The sequence below is a fragment of the Segatella oris genome (genome assembly GCF_900637655.1).
Taxonomy (GTDB): Bacteria; Bacteroidota; Bacteroidia; order Bacteroidales; family Bacteroidaceae; genus Prevotella; species Prevotella oris.
The window spans coordinates 698,708-724,814 of the sequence record NZ_LR134384.1 but is presented as its reverse complement, the minus strand read 5'-3'; the positions used below and the strand labels follow the sequence as shown (position 1 = coordinate 724,814).

The following is a 26,107-nucleotide window of genomic DNA, read 5'->3' as shown; positions in this document are numbered from 1 at the left end:
AATATGTGGATAATAGCGTTATACCGGTTTTGAAAACAGCAGGTGACTGTTGCGCATCATAGGGTCGAAAGCGGCTGCAACATTGCGCACAAAGGGCATGCCTTCAGGCGTTACGCGTACTTCTTCGGCATCAAAGATGATTAGACCGTCGGCTTGAAGCGTCTGCAGTTGTGCCTCATTGTAGTGAACGGCCTGCCAAATGTCGGTCACGGTGCAGTACAAACGTTGCGCCATGTCATGCCAGTTGATGCCGTTGTTACACATGATGCATTCAATGACTTCGCGCGTGATGCGCTGCCAAGGGGCTAAGGCATAGCCACGTTGAATGGGCAAACGGCCTGCATTCACCTGCGTGATATAGGTTGAAATGTCTTTGGTATTCTGCGCATAAGCCTCGTCCAACTGACTGATTCCCGACACCCCGAAGGCATAGACCTGTGCAGTGATGCGGCGAGGACAATAGCCTTGGAAGTTACGGTGTAGGGTGTGATGTTGCAGGGCCACGCTCAAGTCGTCGTCAGGCAATACGAAATGATCCATGCCAATGGGCACATAGCCTGCCGCCCGGAGCGTTCTTGCAGCCTCTTCAAACATTCCAAACTTTTCGTTTTGCAGTGGAAGTCCTGTCTTTTCCAATATCTGCTGGCGTTTGAAAAGGCTTGGAAGATGAGCATAACTGAATGTCACCAAGCGGTCGGGGCACAGAGATATGGCCGTTTCTATGGTCGAAACAAATTCCTTTACCGATTGTTTCGGCAGCCCATAGATAAAGTCGAAGTTCACCTTTGCACCGCCTTTGCGCAGTATGTCCATGATTTCTGTAACGGGAAGCAATGAGGGTTGTCGGTTCACGGTGTGCAGAACATCGGCGTTGAAATCCTGAATGCCGAGACTAAAGCGGTTGAACCCACTGTCAAGCAGATAGTGCCAGTCTTCTGCCTTGAGGTAGCCGGGGTGACATTCAATGGCAATTTCGGGGTTTTCTATCGTTTCAAAAGCCGACAACAGATGTTCGTTGACGCCACGGATCAGTGGCAACGGCATTGACGAAGGACTTCCTCCGCCATAATGTATCTGGCTTATTCGGCGGTCTTTCCTTAGATGTAGCAGCAATAAGTCAATCTCTTTGTGGAGTGTTTCGAAATATTCTGTGATGCGGTCAGGCTTCGCCATGGCCACGGAATTACATCCGCAATAATGACAAAGATGCCTGCAAAAGGGCACATGAATATAGAATGAGATATTGTCGGCTGTGGCGTTGTTCGAGCTTTCAACGGCTTTCAGATACTGTTCTGCACCAAAAGGCCTGAATTCATTGGCCGTTGGATAACTCGTATAGCGCGGAACAGGGACGTTATATTTCTTGAAAAGCGTTTCGTTCATTGTCTGTTTGATGTTCGTTCATATGCATCGTATAAAAGAAAGAGGCTAAGGCTATGGCGCTTTGTGTGGCAAACATGCCCGTATAACCTATGCTGCTGGCGATAAATCCGCATACAACGGCGATGAGAATTCCCATGAGATGCGTGATAACGGTTTGCACAGTGAAGTCTGTTCCCTCTCTCCCTGCACGCACATGGTGCATGGATGAGGTGTAAACAACAACCGTTCCCATGCCGTAACTGCCCCAAAGCATGATGATTGCTGCCGTTAACAGCAATGTCGTTGGATGGGATAGAGACAGCATAACAAAGAATAGTGTCGCGAGAAACATCACGAAAGCGAAGACCACTCGCATGCGTTTATACCCCCAACGCCGCACGAAGAGTCCCGCGGGATAAGCCATTACGAAAGCCGAACCAATACCAATGATGCCACAGAGAAAGCCTATCTCTTTCATAGAATACCCCAAATCGACCATGAAAGGCTTTAACATTGACATGACACCGATTATCCCTGTGTAGTAGAGTACTAAGAAAATGACCTGCCGGGAGATGCCTTTCTGACGGAAAAACAATCCGAAATCCTTCCACGCAGCACGCTCTCTGGCCTTGCTTTCCTGTTGAAACGCGAGCTTCTTATGCAGTAACAACGGAACAAGAGCAATGAGAACAAACACACTCAAACATTGCGCCACGCAGTTCCAGCTATACTCGTGGAGCACTATCAGCAGCACTCCGCTCCCCAAAAGGCTACCCCCGAAGCTGCCCATTGACTGCATGCTGTTGAGCAGTCCGCGCTGCTGATGCGATGAAGTGCGTATGGCCAATGCATCAGTAGCAATGTCCTGCGTTGCCGAAGCCATTAAAGCCAGTAGGATAATGACGATTAAGAGGTGGAAAGATGACGGCAGAATTGTACTCATATCGAATACACTTGTCAGCAAAATCAATAGGGCGTAGATGATTTCCACACCGATAATGGTGCGTTTATAGTCGCGAATGGTGTTGCAACGGCGGTCTACGGCCGGTGCCCAAAACACCTTTAATATCCATGGAAGCTTTATGATTTGCAGCAACCCGATAACAGAAAGCGACACCGCTTGCTCACGCATGATGACCTGCAGCGCCGTAGTGAAGAAACTCATCGGCACAGCTTGGGCTATATATAAACTGAAGAAGGTAGACAAATAGGCTACCTTCCGCGTGGATGTTCGGTTCATTTTGCTAATCGTTTCAAGGACTATGGGTGAAGTCTGAACACCAAAGAGGTGCCTAACATGAAAGGCTTTCCACGCTGAGCAAACTTGGCAGAAGAGGCAAAAGCATAGCTCATATAGCGCGTGTTGGTGGTGTTTTTGCTCCAAAGTTCCCAAGTGAAACGTCCTTTTGTGGCTGCAATCTTCATATTGAGCAGTGCATAAAAGGGCTGTACCAACTTGTTATCCTCGGTCCAGTAAATCTTTCCCGTTCCCGTGAGTGCGGCATTCAGCAAGAGTTTGTCTAATCCCATGACGTGGAAAAGGGTATAGTTGGCCACGAAAGCCATGGTCTGTCGGGGCACCATGGGCAGCATGTTGCGGGAGAAGTCAACCGTAGCGCTCTTCTTGTAGTGAAGGAATTGCGCATAGGTGTAACCGTAATTAGCCTGCAACTCTAAATTTCTGAAAGGGCGACAGACGGCAGAAAGTTCGAAACCTTTACTGTTGGAGTGGCCTGCATTGTTGATGATGTTGCCCAAACCGGGTACAGTCGTGGTGACTTGTTGATGCTTCCAATCAATGTAGAACAGACTCATCTCGGTTTGAAGTGCACCATTGAACAAGGTCAGTTTTGCGCCTATTTCATAGTTCCAGTTATATTCCGGGTCGTAAGCAGGCAGGTTGGGCGTGATAGAAGTAATGTTGTAGCCCCCTGCCTTGTAGCCTCTTGACACAGAAGCATAGACCATTTTGTCGGCAGAGAATTGCTGGCTGAGCGTGAATTTCGGTGTAATCTGGCTGAAATGCATATGATCTTTGAACGTAGCCGTTTGCACATTGCTACTCTGTCCCACGCTCAACGTATATTTGTTAGCTTCATAATTTTCGCCCACTCGCTCATAATCATAACGCAATCCCACTGCTGCGTGCAATGTTTTTGTCAGGTCATAGGTGGATTGATGATAGATAGCACCGCCCCATGTAGGGCTGTCATAGAACTTAGGTGTAGCATAATCGGGCGTAATGAATTGTGTTTCGACAGCATTGTTGAGCTTTTGAAAGAAGCCGAAAGCCCCTGTTATCCAGTGATAACGGCAGTCATTATTCGCCGATCTCAGCGTGAATTCCTGACTCACGAGGGTCTGTTTCAAGCCTGTAATCGTGAAAAAGAGATCACGAGGCATGAAATCTTGATCGATATATTGCTTGTCTTTGCTGTGTTGAAACGATGTCTGCGCATTGAAATGAAAGGCTTCTCCCTTGTAAAGCCAGTTCATTCCGGCCGACAAAACATTGCGGCGATAGCTGCTATAGCGGTTATAGTTCACAGCCTCTACCGTGTTGTCGTTGGCATGATACTGTCCATAAGGATAACCACCTTGCATAGAGTGGTCGAAAAGTACGTTCAAACGCATGGTCCAGAGGGGTGCAGCTTGCCAGGCTAATCCCACTTTTGCATTGGCACTTTGCAGGTCGTCGGCTTTCTTCCCCGTATAGATGTTGCGGAAGAAACCGTCGTTACGGTGATAATTCCCTGCCACATGAAGTCCTAATCTGGGAGCGATTTTCTGATAATGTGCCAGCCCCAAGCGCACATCATTGCGCGAACCGTAACTGATTTTGGCAATCGTGTTTTGATAATCCAACGGCGAATAGGTGTAGATATTGATGAGTCCGCCCGTTGAATTGCGTCCATAGAGTGTGCCTTGTGGCCCACGCAGCACCTCAATGCCACTGATTCCGGCAATGTCCAAGTCGACAACAGAACGCTCAAAATAGGGCATTCCATCAACATACAAGCCCACAGAAGGCGCATTGGTCTTTGAACCTATACCGCGAATATATATCGGAGTGTTCTGCCGTGCGCCATAGTCAGCAATGAAAAGATTGGGAAAAACACTGCTCATGTCGCGCAAGCCGTTGAGCTCATTGCGCTGAAGAAAGGTACTTCCCGCCACTGATACCGACATGGGGGCATTGCTGATGTGGTCTTGTTTGAACCCATTCACCACCACTTCTTCCAAGGTGTGATGCTGTGCAATCGTCGAATCAGCAGTTTCTGCCATTGCATATAGGGGTAAAAAAGCTGTAGATAATAGGAGAAAAGACTTCATATCACTGTTTTTGTTCATACGGTTTGCAAAGTTAAGGCATTTCTCTTGCGCTCACAATCATCATTTATAAGGAATGTAAAAGTGGTGATCAAGGAGGATTGTTACTTACCTGCACACTATAAATCTGCGTTTCAAAGAACTTGAAACACCATGATTTGCGGTAAGGAGTATTTGTCTTTCACCCCCTTTTCACAGGCTTGATATTATGCATTTATTGGACTTTGAGTACGTATTGTACACCACTTGGTGGGCACAACTCATGGATAGCGGGAAATAGGTTAATAAAAAGAATTAATCTTTACAATTGCTTTCAAATGCTTGAAGAATTCAAAAACAGATTTATTCTCGTTCAAAATATGCACAGTATTCTGTAAGTTTGCAATGTACTGACAATCAAAACATTACGGAAATCAAGGCAAATAATGAAATGAAATCATGTCAGAAAACGTTGCAATTTGCGTCAAATGAGTGCATAACTTACTTCATTTCATCGCGCCATCTGATGCAGATAGCAATGTGATTAGCGTCAGATTACAGCATAAAATGATAGAGACGAAGATGTCAAAGCCATTTTACGGTTTCGCATAAGCATGGGAAATACGTTTTCATTTCTATTTGGTGGAGTCGAAATGTGTTAAAAACGAGGAAGAAAGTTGACAATAAATCAAAGAAATCTCAGTTGAAAACACAATGCAATTTCCTTGGAACAAGATTTTTAAAACAGCGATATCAACGTAAAACATCATGTTTTTTCGCGATTTACTTTTATATATAATGTATTTCCTTTAACTTTGCATGCTGTATGGTTCTGAATTATATTTGGGTGGCATTCTTCGTGATTGCCTTCCTTTTTGCTTTGATTTCACTCTGTTTAGGAGATGTGACTGTCTTTCAAAAGATAGTGCAATCCACTTTCTACTCATCGAAAAATGCCTTCGAAATATCGTTGGGACTGACGGGGGTGCTGTCACTTTGGCTCGGTATTATGAAGATTGGAGAGCAAGCCGGCATTGTAAATGTACTGGCAAGAGCATTGAGTCCGGTCTTCACAAAACTCTTTCCCGACATTCCCAAGAACCATCCTGTTATGGGAAGTATATTCATGAACATCGCTTCCAACATGCTCGGACTCGACAATGCGGCCACACCGACGGGACTGAAAGCCATGCAACAGATGCAGGAACTTAACCCGAAGAAAGACACTGCGACTAATCCGATGATTATGTTTCTCGTGCTCAACACGAGTGGATTGACAATTATTCCGACCACAATCTTAGCTTATCGCGCCTCGAATGGAGCCGCAGTGCCCACCGATGTGTTTATTCCTATCCTCCTTGCCACTACTGTTGCCACGCTCGTGGGCATCATTCTGACGGCCCTTTGGCAGCGCATCAACCTGCTTCAGCCTGCACTTTTAACCTTCATCGGAGGCTTGATAGCCTTTGTGGGCATAGTGATTTGGGGATTTGGAAAGTTGGATCAGAAGACAATGGATACCGTTGCCAACCTCAGTGGCAGTATGATTCTCTTTTCAATCATCGTGAGTTTCATCGTTGCGGGCTTCATCAAAAAAATCAATGTCTATGATGCTTTCATCGAAGGGGCCAAGGAAGGCTTTTCAACAGCGGTCAAGATTATTCCTTATCTCGTGGCCATTCTCGTGGGAATTGGCGTTTTCCGTGCTTCCGGGGCTATGGACATGCTGATTGACGGCATTGCATGGTGCGTAGAGAAATGCGGACTTAACACCGATTTCGTAGGCGCTTTGCCCACTGCTTTCATGAAACCGCTGAGTGGAAGTGGTGCTCGTGGACTGATGTTGGAAGCCATGAAAACCTACGGAGCGGATAGTTTCATCGGCCGTTTGAGCTGTATGTTCCAAGGAAGTACAGACACTACGTTCTACATCCTCGCCGTTTATTTCGGCTGTGTGAACATCAAATACACACGTCATGCCGTTGCTTGTGGCTTGCTTGCCGACCTTGCCGGCGTGATTGCTGCTATCGGATTGGCGTATATGTTCTTTTGACCCACCCCCTTACCCCTCCCGAAGGGAGGGGAGTACAGACTTGCGGTGGGCTTTCACCTATACATGGAAATTTGATGAAACCATGCAGAGAATACGGATATCCGGGTCAAGAGGAAAGAGAACTCAAAGAGAAAACAAATAAATATCATCATTAAGAATAAATTAAAAATATAAGATACCAGAAGCCCACGCCATTTAGAACTCCCCTCCCTTAGGGAGGGATTGGGGGTAGGTTTCAATTTGTTTATGTTATGGCAAACTTAAAATCATTAGCTAAAGACACTGCAATCTACGGATTAAGTTCCATTGCAGCCCGTTTCGTTGGTTATCTTTTAGTGCCCATTGAGACGGCAAAGTTCAATGCTGCAGGCGGACAATACGGCATCATTACCAACATCTATGCTTATGTGGCCTTGCTGATTATCCTGCTTACTTACGGCATGGAGACGACGTTCTTCCGCTTCATGAACCGTCAGGGCGAGCAAGCCGAGAAAGTATATGCCACAGCTTTGCGTATGGTTGCATTCACCTCTGTGCTCTTCATCGCATTCGTGGCGTTATTCTTGACCCCGATTTCTGATGCAATCGGCTATCCCGATCACCACGAATTCATTATGATCATGGCGTCATGTGTGGCCGTTGATGCCTTCATCTGCATTCCTTTGGCTTATCTTCGCCATGCACATCGCCCGATAAAGTTCGTTTGTTTGCGCATGATAAGCATTGTAGTCAACATTGTAGGCGTGTTGCTTTATCTCGTTGTTCTGCCTTATTTCAGACTCAATCCCTTTGGAATTTACGATGCAAACTTCAGCTTGAACGTCGTTTGGGTGTTCTGGATTGAGCTGGCAGGAAGCATACTTACGCTCTTCTTCTTAGGCAAAGAGTTGCGTGGTTTCCGCAATCCTTTCGACAAAGCTACCTGTAAACGCATGCTGAAATACACCTGGCCGTTGCTCGTGATGGGTTTGGTGGGCCAGCTGAACCAAACAGTTTCGCAGATAATCTTCCCTTGGATGTATGACGGAAGTGCCCAAGATGCCCGCACACAATTAGGCATTTATGGAGCTTGTATCAAGCTTGCGATGATCATGGTACTCATTACTCAGGCGTTCAGATATGCCTATGAACCCTTCGTTTTCAGTCAGACGAAAGATCAAAACAACAAAGAAACCTACGCCAAGGCCATGAAGTTCTATATCATTTTCACGCTTCTGGCGTTCCTTTGTGTGATAGGTTACATGGATGTTCTGCGCTATATCGTGGGCAAAAGCTATTGGGAAGGACTACAAATCATCCCGATTGTCATGGCCGCTGAAATCATGTTTGGCATCTTCTTCAACCTAAGTTTCTGGTATAAGCTTATCGACAAGACCATTTGGGGAGCCTACTTCAGTGGCATCGGCGCTGTAATCCTGATTGGAGTAGACTTGCTGCTCATTCCAAAGTTCAGCTATTGGGCCTGCGCTTGGGCCGGTTTTGCATCGTATGCTATTAGTATGGTGCTCAGTTATGCATTCGGACAGAAGTATTACCCCATTCGTTATCCGCTCAAAGACATCGCTATCTATACGCTCATTGCAATCTTCCTATTCGCGCTTATCTCGGTTTCCAACGCCCGACTTCCTATGTTTGCAGCTCTTGCCGTCAACACCTTACTCATCATTTGCTTTGCCATGGTGATTGTGAAACGCGATTTAAGCCTGTCAAGTTTAGTCAAAATAAAAAACAAGTTCAAGAGATAAACATCAATAAATGCCTTTCCTCACCGATAAACAAAGCCTCTTTTAGGCTGGACTCCCCTCCTTTGGAGGGGTCGGGGGAGGCTCCCACATTTACTAAAATCATTCTTATGAAGAAAAAACTACTTTGGGTTCTCATCCCCTTTTACCTTTTCACCTGCCTACCTTTGCATGCCGATGAGGGCATGTGGACGCTCTATAACTTGCCACAAGCCGTCTATAACCAGATGAAAGGCGAAGGATTTGTGTTGCCTTATGGCGCACTTTACAATAATAACGACGCCATCAAGAACAGCGTTGTCAACTTCTCTGGCTTCTGTTCGGGCGTTGTTGTCAGTCCCGACGGACTCGTTTTCACCAACCACCACTGTGGTTTTGAGGCCATTCGAAGCCACTCTACCGTAGAACACGACTACATGTTGAACGGCTTTGTGGCTGAAAATCATGAAGAAGAACTGCCCAACAAGGACATGTTTGTCAGCTTTATGATCAGCCAGAAGGATGTAACCGAAGAGGTGATGAAGCTTGGTTTCGCCGCATTAGACCGCAGACATCAGACCAAACTGCTTGATTCCTTGCAGAATGCCTATACTTCTGAGGTCAAGAAACAAGACTCCACGCTCCACGTTGACCTTGATGCTTTCTATGAAGGCAACCGATATTACGCCACAACCTATCAGGACTTTACCGACTTAAGACTTGTTTTCACTGTGCCGAAGTCAATGGGTAAGTTCGGAGGAGAGACCGATAATTGGATGTGGCCGCGTCAAACTTGCGACTTCAGTGTGTTTAGAATCTACGCTGACAAGAACAACCGACCCGCTGCCTACAGTAAAGATAATGTGCCTTATCACCCGAAACACTGGGCAGCTGTAAGTCTTCAAGGTTACAAGGAAGGCGACTTTGCAATGACAATGGGCTATCCCGGCAGCACAAGTCGCTATCTTTCAAGTTATGGAATACGTGAACGTCGCGACGCACTGAATGCTCCTCGCGCGCAGGTTCGTGGCGTGAAGCAGGAGGTGATGACCCGACACATGCGTGCAGATGAGGCTGTCCGCATCAAATATGACTCCAAGTTTGCGCAGAGTGCGAACTATTGGAAGAACTCTATCGGCATGAACAAATGTATCGACTCCATTGGTCTGATTGCCCAAAAACAACACTATGAGGACATCATTCGCCATTGGCAGGACTCTACGGGCTATCTGAAAGGACAGCTTGATTTCGACAAAATGGCTCGCCTTTACAATGAACGCTTTGAACCAAGAAAGGCAGCTATGTACTTTCAAGAAACCTTTTTGCGCACCAACGAGCTTACTACTCGCGCCATGAAAGCCGTGACCGGAACAACAAAGAAAGACAAAAAGGGCGATTATGTGACGTTTGCTGACAACAGCAACACATGGGATGCGTCTCTTGATAAGGATGTACAGGCCGTGTTGTTAAAGAACTATCGCGAACATGTTGATGCCAAATATCTTCCTGCTTTCTATCAAATCATCGACAAAAAGTTTGGTGGTGACTATCAAAAATATGTCAACTATCTTTGGGAAACCTCTGCTTTGATGAAGAAAGATGCCAAGGTTTATGTCACAAAGAAAGCCATTAAGAAAGATGGCGGCCTACAATATGGCACACAACTCAAGGCAATGCGCGAGGTGTTTAACCGTGCCCTTGATGCGACACGAGATAGCATTGACAACCAGGAACAAATGCTTTGTGCGGCTAAACTGCGTATGGAAGAAGACTTACCTCACTATAGTGATGCCAACTTTACGATGCGTTTATCCTATGGACAAGTAGGTGGTTTCGACCTCGATGGACGCCCTTCAGGGTACTATACCATGGCAGAAAGCATCGTCGAAAAGATGAAACGGGGAGATAACGGGCTATTCGATTATAAGGCAGAACCTATTATGCAGCAGCTGATGAGTGAGAAATCATTCGGCCCTTACCAAGACAAGACGACGGGAAAGATGCAACTTTGCTTCCTAACTAATAATGATATTACAGGCGGAAACTCTGGTTCTCCGATGTTTAATGGCAAGGGAGAACTCATTGGTTTGGCTTTCGATGGCAACTGGGATAGCTTGAGTAGCGACCTCAACTTCGACAACCGACTGGCTCGCTGCATTGGCGTTGACATTCGTTATGTGCTCTACATGATCGACAAATGGGGCCATGCAGACCACCTCATCAAGGAAATTGGCGCAAAATAACAGTCTCGTTTCCACATCATTCGAATGTGGAAACACAACACAATGGCGCTGCCCATTCAGCAACGAGACATGCCTGCAGCGCCATTCTCACAAGAAACGGAATATGTGTTAATATCCGTCAAGCTTCTTTACAAATGCCTTTATAAAACTCGCGTATTTGAAACGAACTCTGTCTTCGTTCCAAATACGCGTTGTTTTTTACTTTTTCGCAAGGTATTGACAGTCAAACTCTTACATAGTTAAAGCCAAATTACGATGAATCATCACGCTGAAAAGCGTTGCAATTTACGTCAGATGACCGATAACTTGCTTCATTTTACGATGCCATCTGATGCAGATAGCAACGTGATTAGCGTCAGATTACAGCGCAAAATAACAGAAGTGAGAGCATCAAAGCCATAAAAAGGCTTCGCGAAAGCAGTGAAAAGGCACTGCAGAAGCATGGAAAATGCGTTTTGATTTCTGTTTGGTCGCGGGAAAAAGTGTTAAAAACGAGGAAGAATGTTGACAGTAGAGGCCTCATGTCTCTACCCTGCAGGGAAGGCCTGCCATATGTAAATCTATTTTAAAATGAAGCATAATAATGAATTGTAAGTTGCTGATTACGGATTATTTGTGTTATTTTTGCAATTGAAAACAAGTATAGTCAAAAAGCAAGTAGAATGGATAGATTACCTAATGACCCGATGATTCTTTTCAGTGCAGTCAACATGTTGCTGCGCGATAACTATGGTTCGCTCGACGAACTGTGCGATGATATGAACGTCAGTCGCGACGATTTGGAAAAGAAGTTAGCTGCCGTTGGCTTCAAATATGACAAGAAGCTCAATAAATTCTGGTAATAACAACGACATGACAAGGACTCTTATGGCAGCATGAGGGTCTTTTTTGTTTTGCTTTGTACATTGGAGTTTGAAGTCTGGACTTTATGTTTTATGCTGAAATGGCAAAAAGATTGAGGTGTATGTGAAAGGCGGAAAGCCGATGAAAAGGCTGTTTTCAAGCTCGAAATACAATCAGGCGGAGGACAAAGTTAAAAGAAAAAGCGTATATTTGCAACAGTAAGTTGCACGACAAGAAGAAACAACAATCATCATAAAGAACTGAAAAATGGTAAACTTAAGATTTGAGGCTGTAGCTGAAGCGTTTAAGAAACGTCCGTTAGAATCAATGACGACAAAGGAACGTCCAAGTGAATACTTTGCGAAGAAAGTGTTCAATCGCCAGAAGATGTATAAGTATCTGCCCCTCCATGTGTATGAGAAACTGACAGATGTGATAGACAATGGCACCCAGCTCGACCGCTCAATTGCCGATGATGTCGCTGCAGGCATGAAGCAATGGGCAATGGAAAACGGCGTCACTCACTACACCCATTGGTTCCAACCCCTTACGGAAGGCACGGCAGAGAAGCATGATGCCTTCGTTGAACACGACGGGAAGGGTGGTATGATTGAGGAGTTTTCGGGCAAACTGCTGGCACAACAGGAGCCGGATGCTTCTTCATTCCCCAACGGTGGCATTCGAAACACCTTCGAAGCTCGCGGATATAGCGCCTGGGATCCTACCTCTCCGGTGTTCATTATCGATGATACGCTGTGTATTCCAACGATATTTATCTCCTATACCGGTGAGGCTTTAGACTACAAGGCACCGCTTCTGCGCTCGCTCCATGCCGTGAATGTGGCGGCAACGGCAGTGTGTCATTATTTCAATAAGAATGTAAAGAAGGTGTCGGCCAACCTTGGTTGGGAGCAGGAATACTTCCTTGTAGACGAAGATCTCTATTCAACGCGTCCCGATTTGATGCTGACCGGTCGCACATTAATGGGCCATGACTCGGCCAAGAACCAGCAAATGGACGACCATTACTTCGGTACTATCCCCGAAAGAGTGCAGGCTTTCATGCAGGATTTGGAGCGACAGGCACTCGAACTCGGCATTCCCTGCAAGACAAGACATAACGAAGTGGCCCCCGGTCAGTTTGAGTTGGCGCCGATTTTTGAGGAGTGTAACCTTGCCGTTGACCATAATATGCTCTTGATGGGACTGATGAAAAAGGTGGCTCATAAACATAGTTTCAGGGTGCTTCTGCACGAGAAACCATTCGATGGCATCAATGGAAGCGGCAAGCATAACAACTGGAGTCTGACCACCGACACGGGCATCCTGCTTCATCGTTCGGGCAAGACGGCCGAGGATAACCTGCGCTTTGTGGTGTTCATCGTTGAGACCTTAATGGCCGTCTACCGCCATAACGGACTGCTTAAAGCCAGCGTTATGAGTGCTACCAACGACCATAGACTCGGTGCAAACGAGGCTCCTCCCGCTATCATTTCATCCTTTTTGGGCAAGCAACTCACTGATTTGCTCGACCATATTGAACTTGCTGACAAGAAAGATCTGTTCACTGTGGCCGGTAAGAAAGGCATGAAACTCGATATACCGGAGATACCTGAGCTGCTCATTGACAACACTGACCGCAACCGAACATCGCCTTTCGCCTTTACAGGTAACCGTTTTGAGTTCCGCGCCGTAGGCAGTGAAGCCAACTGTGCGAGTGCAATGATAGTGCTTAATGCCGCTGTTGCCGAGGCTTTAACCGATTTCAAGCAGCGTGTTGACGCGCTGATTGCCAAGGGAGAAGACCAGAACAGCGCCATTATCGACGTCATTCGTGAAGACATCAAGACCTGCAAACCCATTCGTTTCGACGGCAACGGTTACAGCGATGAGTGGAAAGAAGAGGCCAAGTCACGCGGACTTGACTGCGAAGCTTCGTGCCCAGTATGCTTCGATCGCTACTTGGATGATGACAGTGTGAGGATGTTTGAGTCGACAGGTGTAATGACACGCAACGAATTGGAGGCCAGAAACGAGGTTAAGTGGGAGACTTATACGAAGAAGATACAGATAGAAGCCCGCGTCATGGGCGACCTTGTGATGAACCATATCGTGCCTGTTGCCACGCATTATCAAAGCCAATTGGCCAAGAATGTGCAGAGTATGATTGACATCTTTGGTCGGGAAGAGGGCAAACAACTTACGGAACGCAACATCAAAATCATCAAGGAGATTGCTGATCGCACACAGATTATCGAGACAGGTGTTGAAGAATTGGTCAATTCCCGTAAGGTTGCAAACCGCATAGAGGATGCACGTGAGAAAGCAATAGCCTATCATGACACCATTGCTCCCAAGATGTCAGACATCCGTTACCAAGTAGATAAACTCGAACTTGTGGTCAGTGACGAGCTTTGGACACTGCCGAAGTATCGCGAACTGCTGTTCATCAGATAATATAAAGGTGGAAAACGAAGAAGGGAAAACCTCATATTATTTCCCTTGTTTTCTTTGCTTTACGCATGATTTGTTGTAATTTTGCAGTCAAAGAAATAATAATCAACGAATTAGATGGAAGAAAAGAAATTCAAACGCACCACGGTGACCGCTGCTTTGCCTTATGCAAACGGTGGCGTTCACATTGGACATTTGGCAGGAGTGTACGTTCCTGCCGACATCTATGTACGCTATCTGCGACTCAAAAAGCAGGAAGTGGTCTTCATTGGCGGTAGTGATGAGCACGGTGTGCCTATCACCCTGCGTGCCAAGAAAGAGGGCATCACACCGCAGGATGTCTGCGACCGCTATCATACACTCATCAAAAAATCGTTCGAGGACTTTGGAATCAGTTTTGATGTCTATAGCCGAACGACGAGCAAAACCCACAGTAAGTTGGCCAGCGACTTCTTCAAGAAGCTCTATGATGAGGGAAAACTCATTGAAAAAGAGAGCGAACAGTATTACGATGAAGAGGCACATCAGTTCCTTGCCGACCGATATATCATGGGCGAATGCCCGCATTGCCACAATCAGAACGCTTATGGCGATCAATGTGAGAAGTGCGGAAGCGACCTCAGTCCAATGGAATTAATCAATCCCCACTCTACAATCTCGGGTTCAAAGCCTGTTGTTCGCAAGACAAAGAACTGGTATCTGCCACTGAATGATTATCAGGGATGGCTCAAGAAGTGGATACTTGATGAGCATAAAGAGTGGCGTCCCAATGTATATGGACAGTGCAAGAGCTGGCTCGACATGGATCTTCAGCCACGGGCAATGACCCGTGACCTCGACTGGGGTATTCCTGTGCCTGTCGAAGGGGCTGAAGGCAAGGTGCTTTATGTATGGTTTGATGCGCCGATTGGCTACATCAGCAACACCAAGGAGCTTTGCGACAATGAGCCGGAGAAGTTTGGTTCGTGGGAGAAATGGTGGAAAGATCCCGATACCCGCTTAGTACATTTCATTGGAAAAGACAACATTGTGTTCCACTGTATCATCTTCCCGACGATGCTTAAAGCCCATGGTGACTACATACTTCCCGACAATGTACCGGCCAATGAGTTCTTAAATCTCGAGGATGACAAGATATCTACGAGCCGCAACTGGGCTGTTTGGCTCCACGAGTACTTGCAAGAGCTGCCTGGAAAGCAGGATGTGCTGCGCTATGTACTTACGGCAAACGCTCCCGAAACCAAGGACAACAACTTCACTTGGAAGGATTTTCAGGAACGCAACAACTCAGAACTCGTAGCCATCTACGGCAACTTCGTCAACCGCGCCCTGCAACTGACGAAGAAATACTGGGCAGGTGTGGTTCCCGCTTGTGGCGAATTGCAGGATGTTGACCGTGCTGCACTCAATGAATTCAAGGATGTAAAAGAGAAGGTTGAGGCCTACCTTGACGTCTTTAAGTTCCGCGAAGCACAGAAAGAAGCCATGAACTTAGCCCGCATCGGCAATAAATATATCACCGAATGTGAGCCTTGGAAGGTGTGGAAGACCGACCCGAAGCGCGTTGAGACCATTCTCTATATCTCGCTTCAATTAGTTGCCAACCTTGCCATTGCATTCGAACCGTTCCTTCCCTTCTCTTCAGAGAAGCTCCGAAAGCTTATCAATATGGAGTCGTTCGATTGGAGTGAGCTTGGAAACACCAATCTCTTAAAGGCTGGTCATCAGCTTGCAGAGCCAGAGTTACTGTTTGATAAGATTGAAGATGACGTCATTCAGTATCAGCTCGACAAGCTTGCTGCCACCAAGAAAGCCAATGAAGCGGCTGCTTATAAGGCCGAACCGATAAAGAAAGAAGTGGCTTTCGACGACTTTGAGAAATTGGATATCCGCGTGGGTCACATCAAAGACTGCCGGAAAGTGAAGAAGAGCAAGAAGCTTCTGCAGTTCACTATCGACGACGGAAGTGGCACTGACCGCACCATTCTCAGTGGTATTGCAGCCTATTATGAGCCGGAACAGCTCGTCGGTAAAGATGTTCTTTTCGTGGCAAACTTTGCTCCTCGCAAGATGATGGGCATTGAAAGTCAGGGGATGATCCTTAGTGCTGTCAACTTTGACGGCAGTCTCTGCGTCACAACAACGCTCAACAAGGTGAAGCCTGGAAGCCAGGTTGGATAGAAACAAGAGGCAACATCCTACACGTTTTCCAACAGTTTGGAAAACGGTTTGCAGGCTATTGATTGTAAATTAAATTCAAACAAGATTTGCATTTGCCTCTCAAAAACATTATCTTTGTGTCGGGGAAAGTCCAAACGGGCTTTCCCCTTTCTCATGCCTTTTGGCGAAAGGTCTTGCAATCTGTGCGAAAAGACACTTTAATCAGCGTCAAAACAGTGTGTAATCAGCATCAAATTACGATGCAATTTGCGTCATTTCATGCGGTAAAATACGGCAAATCACACGATAATATGACACAAATCATTTCAAAAAATCATTTGCTTTTATGCCTGATGAGCCTTATTCTCCAAGACTTCTATATAGGTCTACGACACAGGAAAGCTGCTGTTGGCGTGTTTCAAGCAGTTCCATTTGGGCATCAAGAGCATCGCGTTCGGCCCCAAGTACATCGAGATAAGTAGCTCGTCCGTTCATATAGAGTTGACGAGACACCTCAACCGAGTGTTCCAAAGTCTTTACTTCTTCCTCTTTTAACGCATAATAGGCGGCGAGATTCTTGTTCTTTGACAGCAGCGTACATACCTCAGAATAAGCTGTGAGCAGTGTTTTGTCATATTCATATAAGGCTTGTAGCTGTGCGGCGTCAGCCTGTTGGAAGTTTGCTTCGATAGCTTTTCGGTTGATAAGTGGTGCAGTTAGTCCTCCCACGACACTGTAAGCGAGCGACTTTGGCATACGCGTTAGGTAGGTAGGATTAAAGGCTTCAAGTCCTAAAGTGGCACTAATGTTCACCGAAGGCAAGAAGGCTTTGCGCGCCGTTTCAACGTCCCAATGAGCTGCAGCGAGTTCATGTTCAGCCTGACGGATATCGGGTCGGTGGCTCAGGAGATTGGAAGGAAGTCCTGTAACGATTGTTTTCACATCTTCATTCAACAACTGTTTGGCGTCTCGTTGAATAGGCGTTGGGTAACGACCCAGCAGTAAGTTGAGTGCATTTTCACATTCGGTAATCTCTTGTTTCAATGCAAACTCCTGTGAACGCGCCTTTGCAAGCTCTGCTTTGAACTTCTCAACAGCCAGTTCAGTGTCGCTATCGGCCTCCTTTTGTATCTCAGCTATCTTCTCCGCCTGACGCTGAAGATCAATGTATTTGCGTATAAGTGCGAGCTTGTTATCTAAGGCCAACAAGGTATAATAATTGCTTGCGACCTGTGAAATCAATGAAGCGCGCACGGCATTCTGGCCTTCTAAGGTTGCCAAATAACGCTCGACAGCCGCTTTTTTGCTTGACTTCAACTTGCCAAAGAGGTCGAGTTCCCAGTCAAAGGCAAAGCCAGGGTGATAGTTCATGAGTGGATCGGGGATGAGTTTTCCTGGAGTCATCTCGGTAGAAGCATTGCCGGCACCCTCACTTGTGTATCGTCCGGCCTTGCTAACTCCTACTTCAGCCCCCACGGAAAGCGATGGAAGCATGGCTCCTTTGGCTGCAATCATTCCGCTTTTTGCTACAGCTATCTGCTGCAATGTTATCTTTAAGTCTTGATTATTGACTAAAGCGGAGTCGATAAGTGCCTTGAGTTGTGGGTCGGTGAAAAACATTTTCCATGATGTAGGCGTAGTCTTCGCCGTCAGCGTATCACCATTATATTGAGTGGGTAGCTGCAAACGCGTGCGGCTATTGACTTGCGTCGCTTGGGGAGTCTTGCAAGATGACACTCCGATGGCAATCAGAATAAGAAGGAAAATATTATTTCTTTTCATCATTTTCAAGTTTATATTGTTTGTCTTTCTCCTCTGTCAAAGGCTTGTTTCGTTGGTAACGAACCATCTTTACATGGTCGGCCATACGCCCAAAGATATAATACAATCCCGGAACGAGAATGAGTCCGAAGCATGTTCCGAATAGCATTCCACCTGCAGCTGCCGTGCCAATGGTTCGGTTTCCAATAGCCCCTGCACCATGAGCAAATACTAATGGCAGCAAGCCGGCTATGAAAGCGAACGATGTCATGAGTATAGGACGGAAGCGAGCTGCCGCACCTTCGATGGCCGCTGCACGTATACTCTTACCTAAGTTGTGGCGTTGCACGGCATATTCTACCATTAACACTGCATTCTTTCCAAGCAAACCAATCAGCATTACCATAGCAACTTGGGCGTAGATGTTGTTTTCCAATCCCGTGAGTTTTAGGAAAATGAACGTTCCACAGATGCCCGCGGGTAGACAAGTAATGATTGGTAGTGGCAAAAGGAAGTTCTCATATTGTGCTGAAAGGATGAGATAGACGAACGTTAGACATACAATAAAGATGATCAACGCTTGGTTTCCTTGGTCTACTTCGTCTTTAGTGATGCCGGCAAAATCGTAATCATAGCCGTGAGGTAGCGTCGAAGCAGCCACCTCTTCGATAGCTTTGATGGCCTGACCACTACTGTATCCAGCTGCTGCTGAGCCTGTAACTTCGGCAGAATTATATAGATTATGCCGCGTCATCTCACTCATTCCATATACCTTTTCCATGTGTAAGAAGTCGGCATAAGGCACCATTTCACCTTGGTTGTTCTTAACATTTAACTGCATCAAGTCTTGTGGAAAAGCACGATATTTTGGGTCGGCTTGCACGATGACTTTATAGGGCTTACCAAATCGAACGAAGCCCGTTTCGTAGTCAGAACCAATCAATGTGGAGAGATTATCCATGGCTGTACCGAGTGTAATGCCTTTTTGTGCGGCAATATCATTATCTACTCGAAGCATGTATTGAGGGAAACTGGCCGAGTAAAAGGTAAAGGCTGAGCCTATCTCTGGACGCTTATTAAGAGCTGAAACGAAGCTCTTGCTGACCTTTTCCATAGCATGATAGTCGTTACTTCCAGTCTTATCGAGGAGTCGAAGCTCGAAACCTGACGCCGCACCATAGCCTGGAATAGAAGGTGGTTCGAAGAATTCTATGTTGGCATCTGTTATCTGTTGGCACTTGTTTTCAAGGTCATTGATGATCTCTTTTGCCGTCCGACTGCGTTCCTTCCAAGGCTTAAGATTAATCAAACACGAACCAGAGTTGGCGCTGGTTCCTTCAGAAAGGATCTCATATCCAGCCAAAGAAGACACACTTTCTATGCCATCTTCCTTTGCAATTATACTCGCAAGTTGATGTGCAACCTTATTAGTTCGCTCAATAGTAGCACCAGGTGGTGTCTCAATTACAGCATAAATCATACCCTGATCTTCTTGAGGAATGAAGCCCGAAGGTAACGAATTGTTGATAAAGAAGGCTCCAATGCAGAACAAAAGTAATAGTGGAAGCGTGATAATCTTCCTCGAAACAGTGCGTTGAAGCACGTTGCGATAGCCGCCGATTCCTTTGTCAAAGCCCGCATTAAACTTATCAAGTACACGATTAAGCCACGTCTTTTTGATGTGGTTATCACGCTCCCGAGTCAATATTAGCGCACAAAGCGAGGGCGTAAGTGTTAGGGCTGTGAAGCCCGAAAGCACGATTCCAGAAGCTATTGTGATTGAAAACTGCCGATAAAACATGCCTTCTGGGCCACCCATAAAGGCTACAGGAATGAACACAGATGCCATAACCAATGTCACGGCTACTATGGCTCCACTGATTTCTTTCATTGCCTTTTGCGTGGCTTCCAAAGGTTCTAAGCCTTCTTGGGCTATCTTCACATTGACCGCTTCGATTACCACAATGGCATCATCGACCACGATTCCAATCGCCATTACTAAGGCAAAGAGCGATATCATGTTAAGCGTTATGCCGAAAGCATTCATGACTGCGAAGCTACCTATTAACGAAACAGGGACTGCAAGACATGGAATGAGGGCAGAACGCCAGTCTCCAAGGAACAAGAATACAACGAAACCAACGAGTATAAAGGCTTCAAACAGCGTGTGAATTACCTTTTCTATAGAGGCATCAAGGAATCTACTGATGTCGTAACTCAACTCATAATGCATGCCCTTTGGCATGTCTTTTTGAAGGTGAGCCATAGTTTTCTTGACGTTCTGAATAACTTGTCGCGCGTTCGATCCATAGGCTTGTTTCAGTGTTATGGCTGCAGACGGGTGACCATTCAACGTAGAATATATGTCATAAACCTCACTCCCGAGGCTCACATCTGCTACATCTTTGAGTCTAATAAATTGCCCATCAGGAGTTGATTTCACGACAATATTGCTATACTCTTCAGGCGTTGTATAACGTCCCGGATACTTCAACACATACTCAAAGCTTTGTGCATGCTTGCCCGAACTTTCCCCAAGCTTGCCTGGAGAGGCTTCAATGCTCTGTTGTTGTAAGGCATCTGTGATGTCGCTTGCAGACAAACCATAGGCCGTAAGCTTATCAGGCTTGAGCCAAACACGCATGGCAAAGCTCCTCGTTCCAAGGATATCAAGATCTCCAACGCCATCAACGCGGGCGAGTTCTGGGGAGATATTGATGTCCGCATAATTGAAAAGGAAGTTCTGATCGACTTTAGGATCATCGCTATATAGGTTGATATACATGAGGATATTAGGCTCCTCACGAGATATTTTCACTCCTTCGCGCACAACAGCTGGCGGTAGTTTGTTGGTCGCTGCCGACACTCGGTTTTGCACATTGATGGCATCCACGTTTGGATCTGTACCGAGTTTGAAGACAATGTTTATCTCTCCTTCGCCGTCATTGCCTGCATCCGACTCGATATACTTCATTCCCGGCACGCCATTCAGTGCCTGTTCAAGAGGTATAAGCACTGACTTAATCATCAGTTCATTGTTGGCTCCCGGATAATCGGCTACCACATTAACCTTTGGAGGGGATATAGATGGGAACTGAGTAATGGGTAAATTGAACAGCGAAAGAATGCCAATGAAGACGATTACCAATGAAACAACGATGGCAAGTACTGGTCTTCGAATAAACTTTTGAAACATATTGACTGTTTATTAGCGTCTTTTTTTCTTCTTATAAATGGTTGTTCTCATCATGAAATAATATGGTGTGAGAACTTTTTCCGGTTGTAAAGCGTGATGAAAAGCCACCTGAAAGCCTTAGTCGGCATTCAGTTGAACACGTTTCATGGCTTCACTCGGTGTGTAATAACGCGTCTTTACGTGTTGACCATCATGCACTTTCTGCACTCCACTCAATAGAATCTTGTCGTTGGCAGTTACTCCTTCGGCGATAATAAACACCTCTGGTTGTTCAAATGCCACTTTAATCTCACGTGAATGTGCATAGCCTGCGCCATCAACAACAAACACATAGCGGCGGTCTTCCTCTTCATACGTGGCCTGTTGTGGGATTACCAACACGTTGTGTAAAGGCATATTGATGCGCACTGTGCCTGTTTCGCCATTGCGAAGCAAGCCTTTCGGATTGGCAAAGTGGGCGCGAAGAGCTATATTTCCAGAGCTACTGTCAAACTCACCAGCTATGTTTTGGATGTAGCCTTTAGCCGAAAAGGCGCTTCCATTGGCAAGAATCAGCGTCAAAGGAAGTTTGTTTCGTTCGGCAGAATGTTGCTGATAGTCTATATATTCGGGTTCAGAGATGTTGAAATATACGTTGAGTGACGAGTTGTCGGATAGTGTAGTGAGCAAGTCACCTCCCTGCACTAAGCTTCCAATCTTTTTCGGAAGACTTCCTATAACGCCTGTAAATGGGGCGCTGATTAAGCATAATCGTGCTTGAATCTGTGCCAATTTATAATCTGCCAAGGCTGCATTGAGCTTCGCTTTGGCCATCTTTTGTGCGTTGGGCGAAACAATTTGCCCCCTCGTTAGCGTTGTTGTGTTTTGCAGTTCAATGCGTGCTTGCTCGGCTTCTGCCTTTGCCCGCGCCACATTTTGTTGCGCTCCAACAATCGAAATGCGGAAAAGCGGCTGACCGGCTCGCACCTGTTGTCCTTCAGTGACATAGACTTGCTGCAAGATTCCCTCCTGCTGCGCGCGTACTTCTATGTTTTTTCGCGATTCAATATGGGCCACATAGTCCTTTGAAACTTGTGTATTGGTTACCCAAGGAGACGTTACTGCGTAGACCGTTTGGTCGCTGTTTTCCTTGTTTTTGCGGCATCCTGTGACTACAATCAATGTGATGATAGCCATCAACAGCATCTCTTTCTTCATACCTAACTAATGGGTTATCCGATTATCTTTTACTAATGATTCAAGAATTAAATACAAATTTATAGATATTTTAAGTAGTTTGCCGTAAATCTATCATTAAAAAGATTTAATAGATAGGAATTAATCACTTCTTTAACTCATTTTTCACATAATGTAAAGTGAGGTTAATCATCTCGCAATCCGACTCATTTCATTGTGTCTTTTGACACAGATTACACTACAAAATCATAGGAATTGTGAGCACGCTTCACTTGTTGTGTTTTTTAATCCAACTTTAATCCCCTTATCTTTGGATTTGGCATGGGTTATCATTCGGCTTACATCGTGCTGAAATAAAACGCTAAGCATTATATCATACAACTGAAATGCTCCCATAACTTCTTTGAGAAAATAAGATGTTTTGTTTGCTTTTTTATAAAAACAATACAGGATTTTGTAAATGAGTCCTGATATTTCTCGTTTATCTTTATATTTAAGAACGAGACAAAAAGTTTGTTTCTATAAAACGCTATCATTGCTTATATGGCATTATCTCAGTTAATTTCTCTGCCGAATGCGTTGTCGTTGTTGTTCTTTCTCACGATAGGAAAGGGTGCTTTTCAACGTGAATCGTACTGCGCATCAGCGCTGAACAATGAGGTAATCAAAGCAAAATTAATCAGCGCTTTGCGTTATAAGGGCGAAGAGTTCAAGGATGTTTTGAAGATGGGACGTACCCAATTGCAGGATGCAGTACCTATGACGGCGGGCCAAGAGTTTAATGCTTATGTCAACAATCTTGAGGAAGAAATTCTCAATATAGAACGAAACATCAAACTCTTACATGAGATTAACATGGGCGGTACAGCCATTGGAACAGGTCTAAACGCTGTACCGGGCTTTGCAAAGCTATGTGCTGCCAACTTAAGTAAACTCACAGGAGAACCTTTTGTGTCTGCAATCGACCTTGTAGAAGCTACTCCTGACACCGGCGCTTACGTCAGTTTCAGTGGTGCTTTGAAGCGTTTGGCAGTGAAACTCTCTAAGATTTGCAACGACTTCCGCCTCATGGCATCTGGTCCGCGCTGTGGTCTTAACGAGATAAATCTGTCTCCTAAGGGCCCAGGTTATCGATTATGCCGGGTAAAGTCAATCCCATCATCCCAGAAGTTACTAATCAAGTATGCTTTAAAGTCTTTGGAAACGATGCCACAGTAACGTTTGCTGCCGAGGCAGGTCAACTTGATTTGAACGTTATGGAGCCTGTAATCACCGAGTGTCTCTTCGAGAGTTTATGGTGGCTTCACAATGCTGTTGACACGTTAACTGAGGAATGTGTGCTCGGCATTACAGTCAACAAAGAGCGTTGTTACGAAATGGTTAAGAACTCAATCGGCATCGTTACTGCGCTCAATCCATACATTGGATACAAGAATAGCACAAAGGTTGCGAAGGAAGCCCTTGAGACTAACCGCTCCGTTTACGACATTGTACTCGAAAAAGGCTTACTATCGAAAGAAGAACTTGACGAAGCTCTCAACCCAAAGAATATGCTTGCATCGCATAAGTTCATTAAATAAATGATCTGCTTCAAAAGAAAAGAGGCTGCAAGAAATTATCCCTGAAGCCTCTTTTTTATGCTTATAGTCTCGCCTCTTTAACCAGACCATCTACTTGTATATTGCAATTCACTATGCCTTCTTTAATTATTTAGCCTGTGAAAGTCATGGAAGACGAAGCTTATTAGGAATATAACAAAGAATAAAAGTAGTCAGAAGAGAATGTGAAAAAGGTGCGATAAATGGCTGAAATGCGTCATTCCATGCGGTTAAATACGGCAAATCACACGACAATTTGCATCATTTTACGCCATGATTTAATAGTGACTTAAGAGGGAAAGCGCAACACCGATGACCATTGTTCCCCATAAAATACATAATAACCCAGGGGAGCCTGCACTATCGTTTGGCAACCCTGGGTTATCAACTGCACAACGTTTATGGCGTTGATATGTAGATTTCATAATGTAATTTCCATAAATTCATGGCATAACTATTCACACATAGCGAGGGGGAATAGCGTAGTTGTGGTTCCATGTTTACCTTACACCTCTCGCTGTTTGGTATTCATTCGTGCCTCAACTACATTAACAACATAGTCGCCAAGTTTCTCACATTCCTGGATAAGATCCATGTACATCGTGCCGATAGTGTAGGTATAGGCATGTGAATTGACATCATTAATGTTCTGTGTTCGCAGCTGATCGCGATAGTTGTTGATTTCATTCTCGATGTTGAATGAATGGTTCACGTCGATGGTTTCACGGGTGTGATTGAACATGTAGTTCATTTGTTCAAGCGCATTATTCGTCAGATTGAACATCTGATGAATGTGTTCATACTGCTGGGGAGTGAAATCTTCCTTGCTTGTAAAGCGCCGATTAATCGTGCGGGCCATGTTGAAGCAGCTGTCTCCGATACTTTCTATCTCGCTTATCTCACGAAGCATGGCTCTGATCTTAGCCTTGGTCTCGTCGCTCAGATGCGAATCGCTCACTTCATTCAGGTAGTTTGCGATCTCAACTTCCATGTTGTCGCTGATTCCTTCGTATTTTTCAATGCGGCTATATACCTTTAGAAAGGCTTTCTCATCCTTTTCTATGAGCAGTGTCTGCACCATTCCGAACATGCGATGAATGCGCTCTGCGAAGCTGGTTATTTCTTTTTGGGCCTCAAGAACAGAGAGTTCGGGGGTCTTCATGATACCCGTCTGGATGAAATGCAGGCGGAATTCATCTTCGTCGGCTTGTGCCTTAGGCTTGATAACGAAGCAGACTATCTTTTCAATCTGCTTGATAAAGCCCACCAGAATACATGTGTTGGTGATGTTGAATATAGTATGGAAAGCCGCAAGAACAAAGCTCAGCTTGGCTACGTTGGCTAAGAAATGGGGGTCACCTTTGGTCATGAATTCATCGAAACCAACGAAACCGCACACCATATTGATGAAGGGTTTGAAGACCAACAGCATCCAAATGACACCGAAAACATTGAAGAACATGTGGGCAAAAGCAGCTCGTCGCGCTTGCGTATTAGCCGTGAGAGCAGCAATGTTGGAAGTAACTGTGGTTCCAATGTTCTCTCCCATCACCAAAGCTATACCCTGATAGATAGGTAAAACGCCACTCGAACAGAGGATCATCGTTATTGCCATGATTGCCGCTGAACTCTGAACGCACATTGTCAGCACGCTACCGATGAGCAAAAACACTATAGTTGTGACGAAACTATTAGGGTCGAAAGAGGCAAAGAAGTCGAGAACGGGCTGGTTATGTGCCAGATCCATGTCGATACCTGTTTGTCGGAGAGTTCCCAATCCGAGGAACATGAACGAGACACCGAAGATGAAATCGCCGATAATCTTGCGCTTCTTAGAGTAGATAAGGATAATAGCGATGAAGAAAGCAGGCCATACAAAGTCGGTGATATTAAATGAGAAGCCGGCACTCATAATCCAAGCGGTCAACGTAGTACCGATGTTTGCACCCATGATTACCGAGATGGCTTGTGCCAAGGTGAGCAGTCCGGCGTTGACAAACGACACGGTCATCACCGTCGTTGCGGTCGAACTCTGCACTGCAGCAGTGATGAATGTACCCGTAAGAATACCTGTAAAGCGGTTTGTTGTCATTGCTCCAAGGACATGACGAAGCTGTGGGCCCGCCATCTTCTGCAAACTGTCGCTCATTGATTTCATACCGAACATCAGCAATGCAAGTGCACCTATGAGCCTAAAAATTATCCAAATCGACATATTTTTAATTAATTTG

Annotated in this window: 13 protein-coding genes and 1 pseudogene; 7 read left to right on the top strand and 7 right to left on the bottom strand. The window is 45.5% G+C overall.

Annotated features, from left to right (window positions below):
* Window positions 1-18: 18 nt before the first annotated feature.
* Genes hemN through EL210_RS02945 form a run of 3 tightly spaced genes read right to left on the bottom strand, consistent with a single transcriptional unit; the run spans window position 19 to window position 4,713 of the window.
* Window positions 19-1,383 carry an oxygen-independent coproporphyrinogen III oxidase gene (gene hemN, locus EL210_RS02955; protein ID WP_018920665.1) on the bottom strand — a complete coding sequence of 455 codons (1,365 nt, stop codon included), beginning with the start codon at window positions 1,381-1,383 and terminating at the stop codon, window positions 19-21.
* Complete coding sequence (locus EL210_RS02950; protein ID WP_018920664.1) at window positions 1,355-2,602, bottom strand: MFS transporter; 1,248 nt, start codon at window positions 2,600-2,602, stop codon at window positions 1,355-1,357. The genes hemN and EL210_RS02950 overlap by 29 nt, the downstream gene beginning before the upstream one ends.
* Window positions 2,603-2,622: 20 nt before the next feature.
* Window positions 2,623-4,713 carry a TonB-dependent receptor gene (locus EL210_RS02945; RefSeq protein WP_018920663.1) on the bottom strand — a complete coding sequence of 697 codons (2,091 nt, stop codon included), beginning with the start codon at window positions 4,711-4,713 and terminating at the stop codon, window positions 2,623-2,625.
* A gap of 784 nt (window positions 4,714-5,497) precedes the next feature.
* On the opposite strand from EL210_RS02945, the gene EL210_RS02940 reads away from it, so the two are divergent.
* The 6 genes from EL210_RS02940 to metG all read left to right on the top strand — a co-directional run bounded on the left by EL210_RS02940 (window position 5,498) and on the right by metG (window position 16,166).
* Window positions 5,498-6,724 carry a nucleoside recognition domain-containing protein gene (locus EL210_RS02940; protein WP_018920662.1) on the top strand — a complete coding sequence of 409 codons (1,227 nt, stop codon included), beginning with the start codon at window positions 5,498-5,500 and terminating at the stop codon, window positions 6,722-6,724.
* Between the two features lie 251 nt (window positions 6,725-6,975).
* On the top strand, window positions 6,976-8,469 hold the full coding sequence (locus EL210_RS02935; protein ID WP_018920661.1) for an oligosaccharide flippase family protein: 1,494 nt from the start codon (window positions 6,976-6,978) through the stop codon (window positions 8,467-8,469).
* Between the two features lie 107 nt (window positions 8,470-8,576).
* A complete protein-coding gene (locus EL210_RS02930) occupies window positions 8,577-10,688 on the top strand; it encodes a S46 family peptidase (RefSeq protein ID WP_026285971.1) in 2,112 nt (703 codons plus the stop codon).
* Window positions 10,689-11,350: 662 nt separating this feature from the next.
* A complete protein-coding gene (locus tag EL210_RS02925; RefSeq protein ID WP_004372876.1) occupies window positions 11,351-11,530 on the top strand; it encodes a DUF4250 domain-containing protein in 180 nt (59 codons plus the stop codon).
* 268 nt (window positions 11,531-11,798) lie between these two features.
* Complete coding sequence (locus EL210_RS02920; RefSeq protein WP_025879671.1) at window positions 11,799-13,988, top strand: glutamine synthetase III family protein; 2,190 nt, start codon at window positions 11,799-11,801, stop codon at window positions 13,986-13,988.
* A gap of 114 nt (window positions 13,989-14,102) precedes the next feature.
* Window positions 14,103-16,166, top strand: a complete 2,064-nt coding sequence (gene metG, locus EL210_RS02915; RefSeq protein ID WP_018920658.1) for a methionine--tRNA ligase — start codon at window positions 14,103-14,105, stop codon at window positions 16,164-16,166.
* Between the two features lie 339 nt (window positions 16,167-16,505).
* On the opposite strand, the gene EL210_RS02910 is transcribed toward metG, so the two are convergent.
* The 3 genes from EL210_RS02910 to EL210_RS02900 form a co-directional block, all read right to left on the bottom strand.
* Window positions 16,506-17,930: a TolC family protein gene (locus tag EL210_RS02910; RefSeq protein WP_018920656.1), complete on the bottom strand. Its 1,425-nt coding sequence runs from the start codon at window positions 17,928-17,930 to the stop codon at window positions 16,506-16,508.
* Window positions 17,914-21,102 carry an efflux RND transporter permease subunit gene (locus tag EL210_RS02905; protein WP_018920655.1) on the bottom strand — a complete coding sequence of 1,063 codons (3,189 nt, stop codon included), beginning with the start codon at window positions 21,100-21,102 and terminating at the stop codon, window positions 17,914-17,916. Before EL210_RS02905 ends, EL210_RS02910 begins: the two co-directional genes overlap by 17 nt.
* A 117-nt stretch (window positions 21,103-21,219) precedes the next feature.
* Complete coding sequence (locus EL210_RS02900; protein WP_018920654.1) at window positions 21,220-22,299, bottom strand: efflux RND transporter periplasmic adaptor subunit; 1,080 nt, start codon at window positions 22,297-22,299, stop codon at window positions 21,220-21,222.
* Between the two features lie 654 nt (window positions 22,300-22,953).
* On the opposite strand from EL210_RS02900, the pseudogene EL210_RS02895 reads away from it, so the two are divergent.
* A pseudogene (locus EL210_RS02895) lies at window positions 22,954-23,858 on the top strand (lyase family protein); the annotation flags it as partial.
* Window positions 23,859-24,381: 523 nt separating this feature from the next.
* On the opposite strand, the gene EL210_RS02890 reads toward EL210_RS02895, so the two are convergent.
* Window positions 24,382-26,091, bottom strand: coding sequence for a Na/Pi cotransporter family protein (locus EL210_RS02890; protein WP_025879674.1), 1,710 nt, complete (start codon window positions 26,089-26,091; stop codon window positions 24,382-24,384).
* Window positions 26,092-26,107 lie beyond the last annotated feature (16 nt).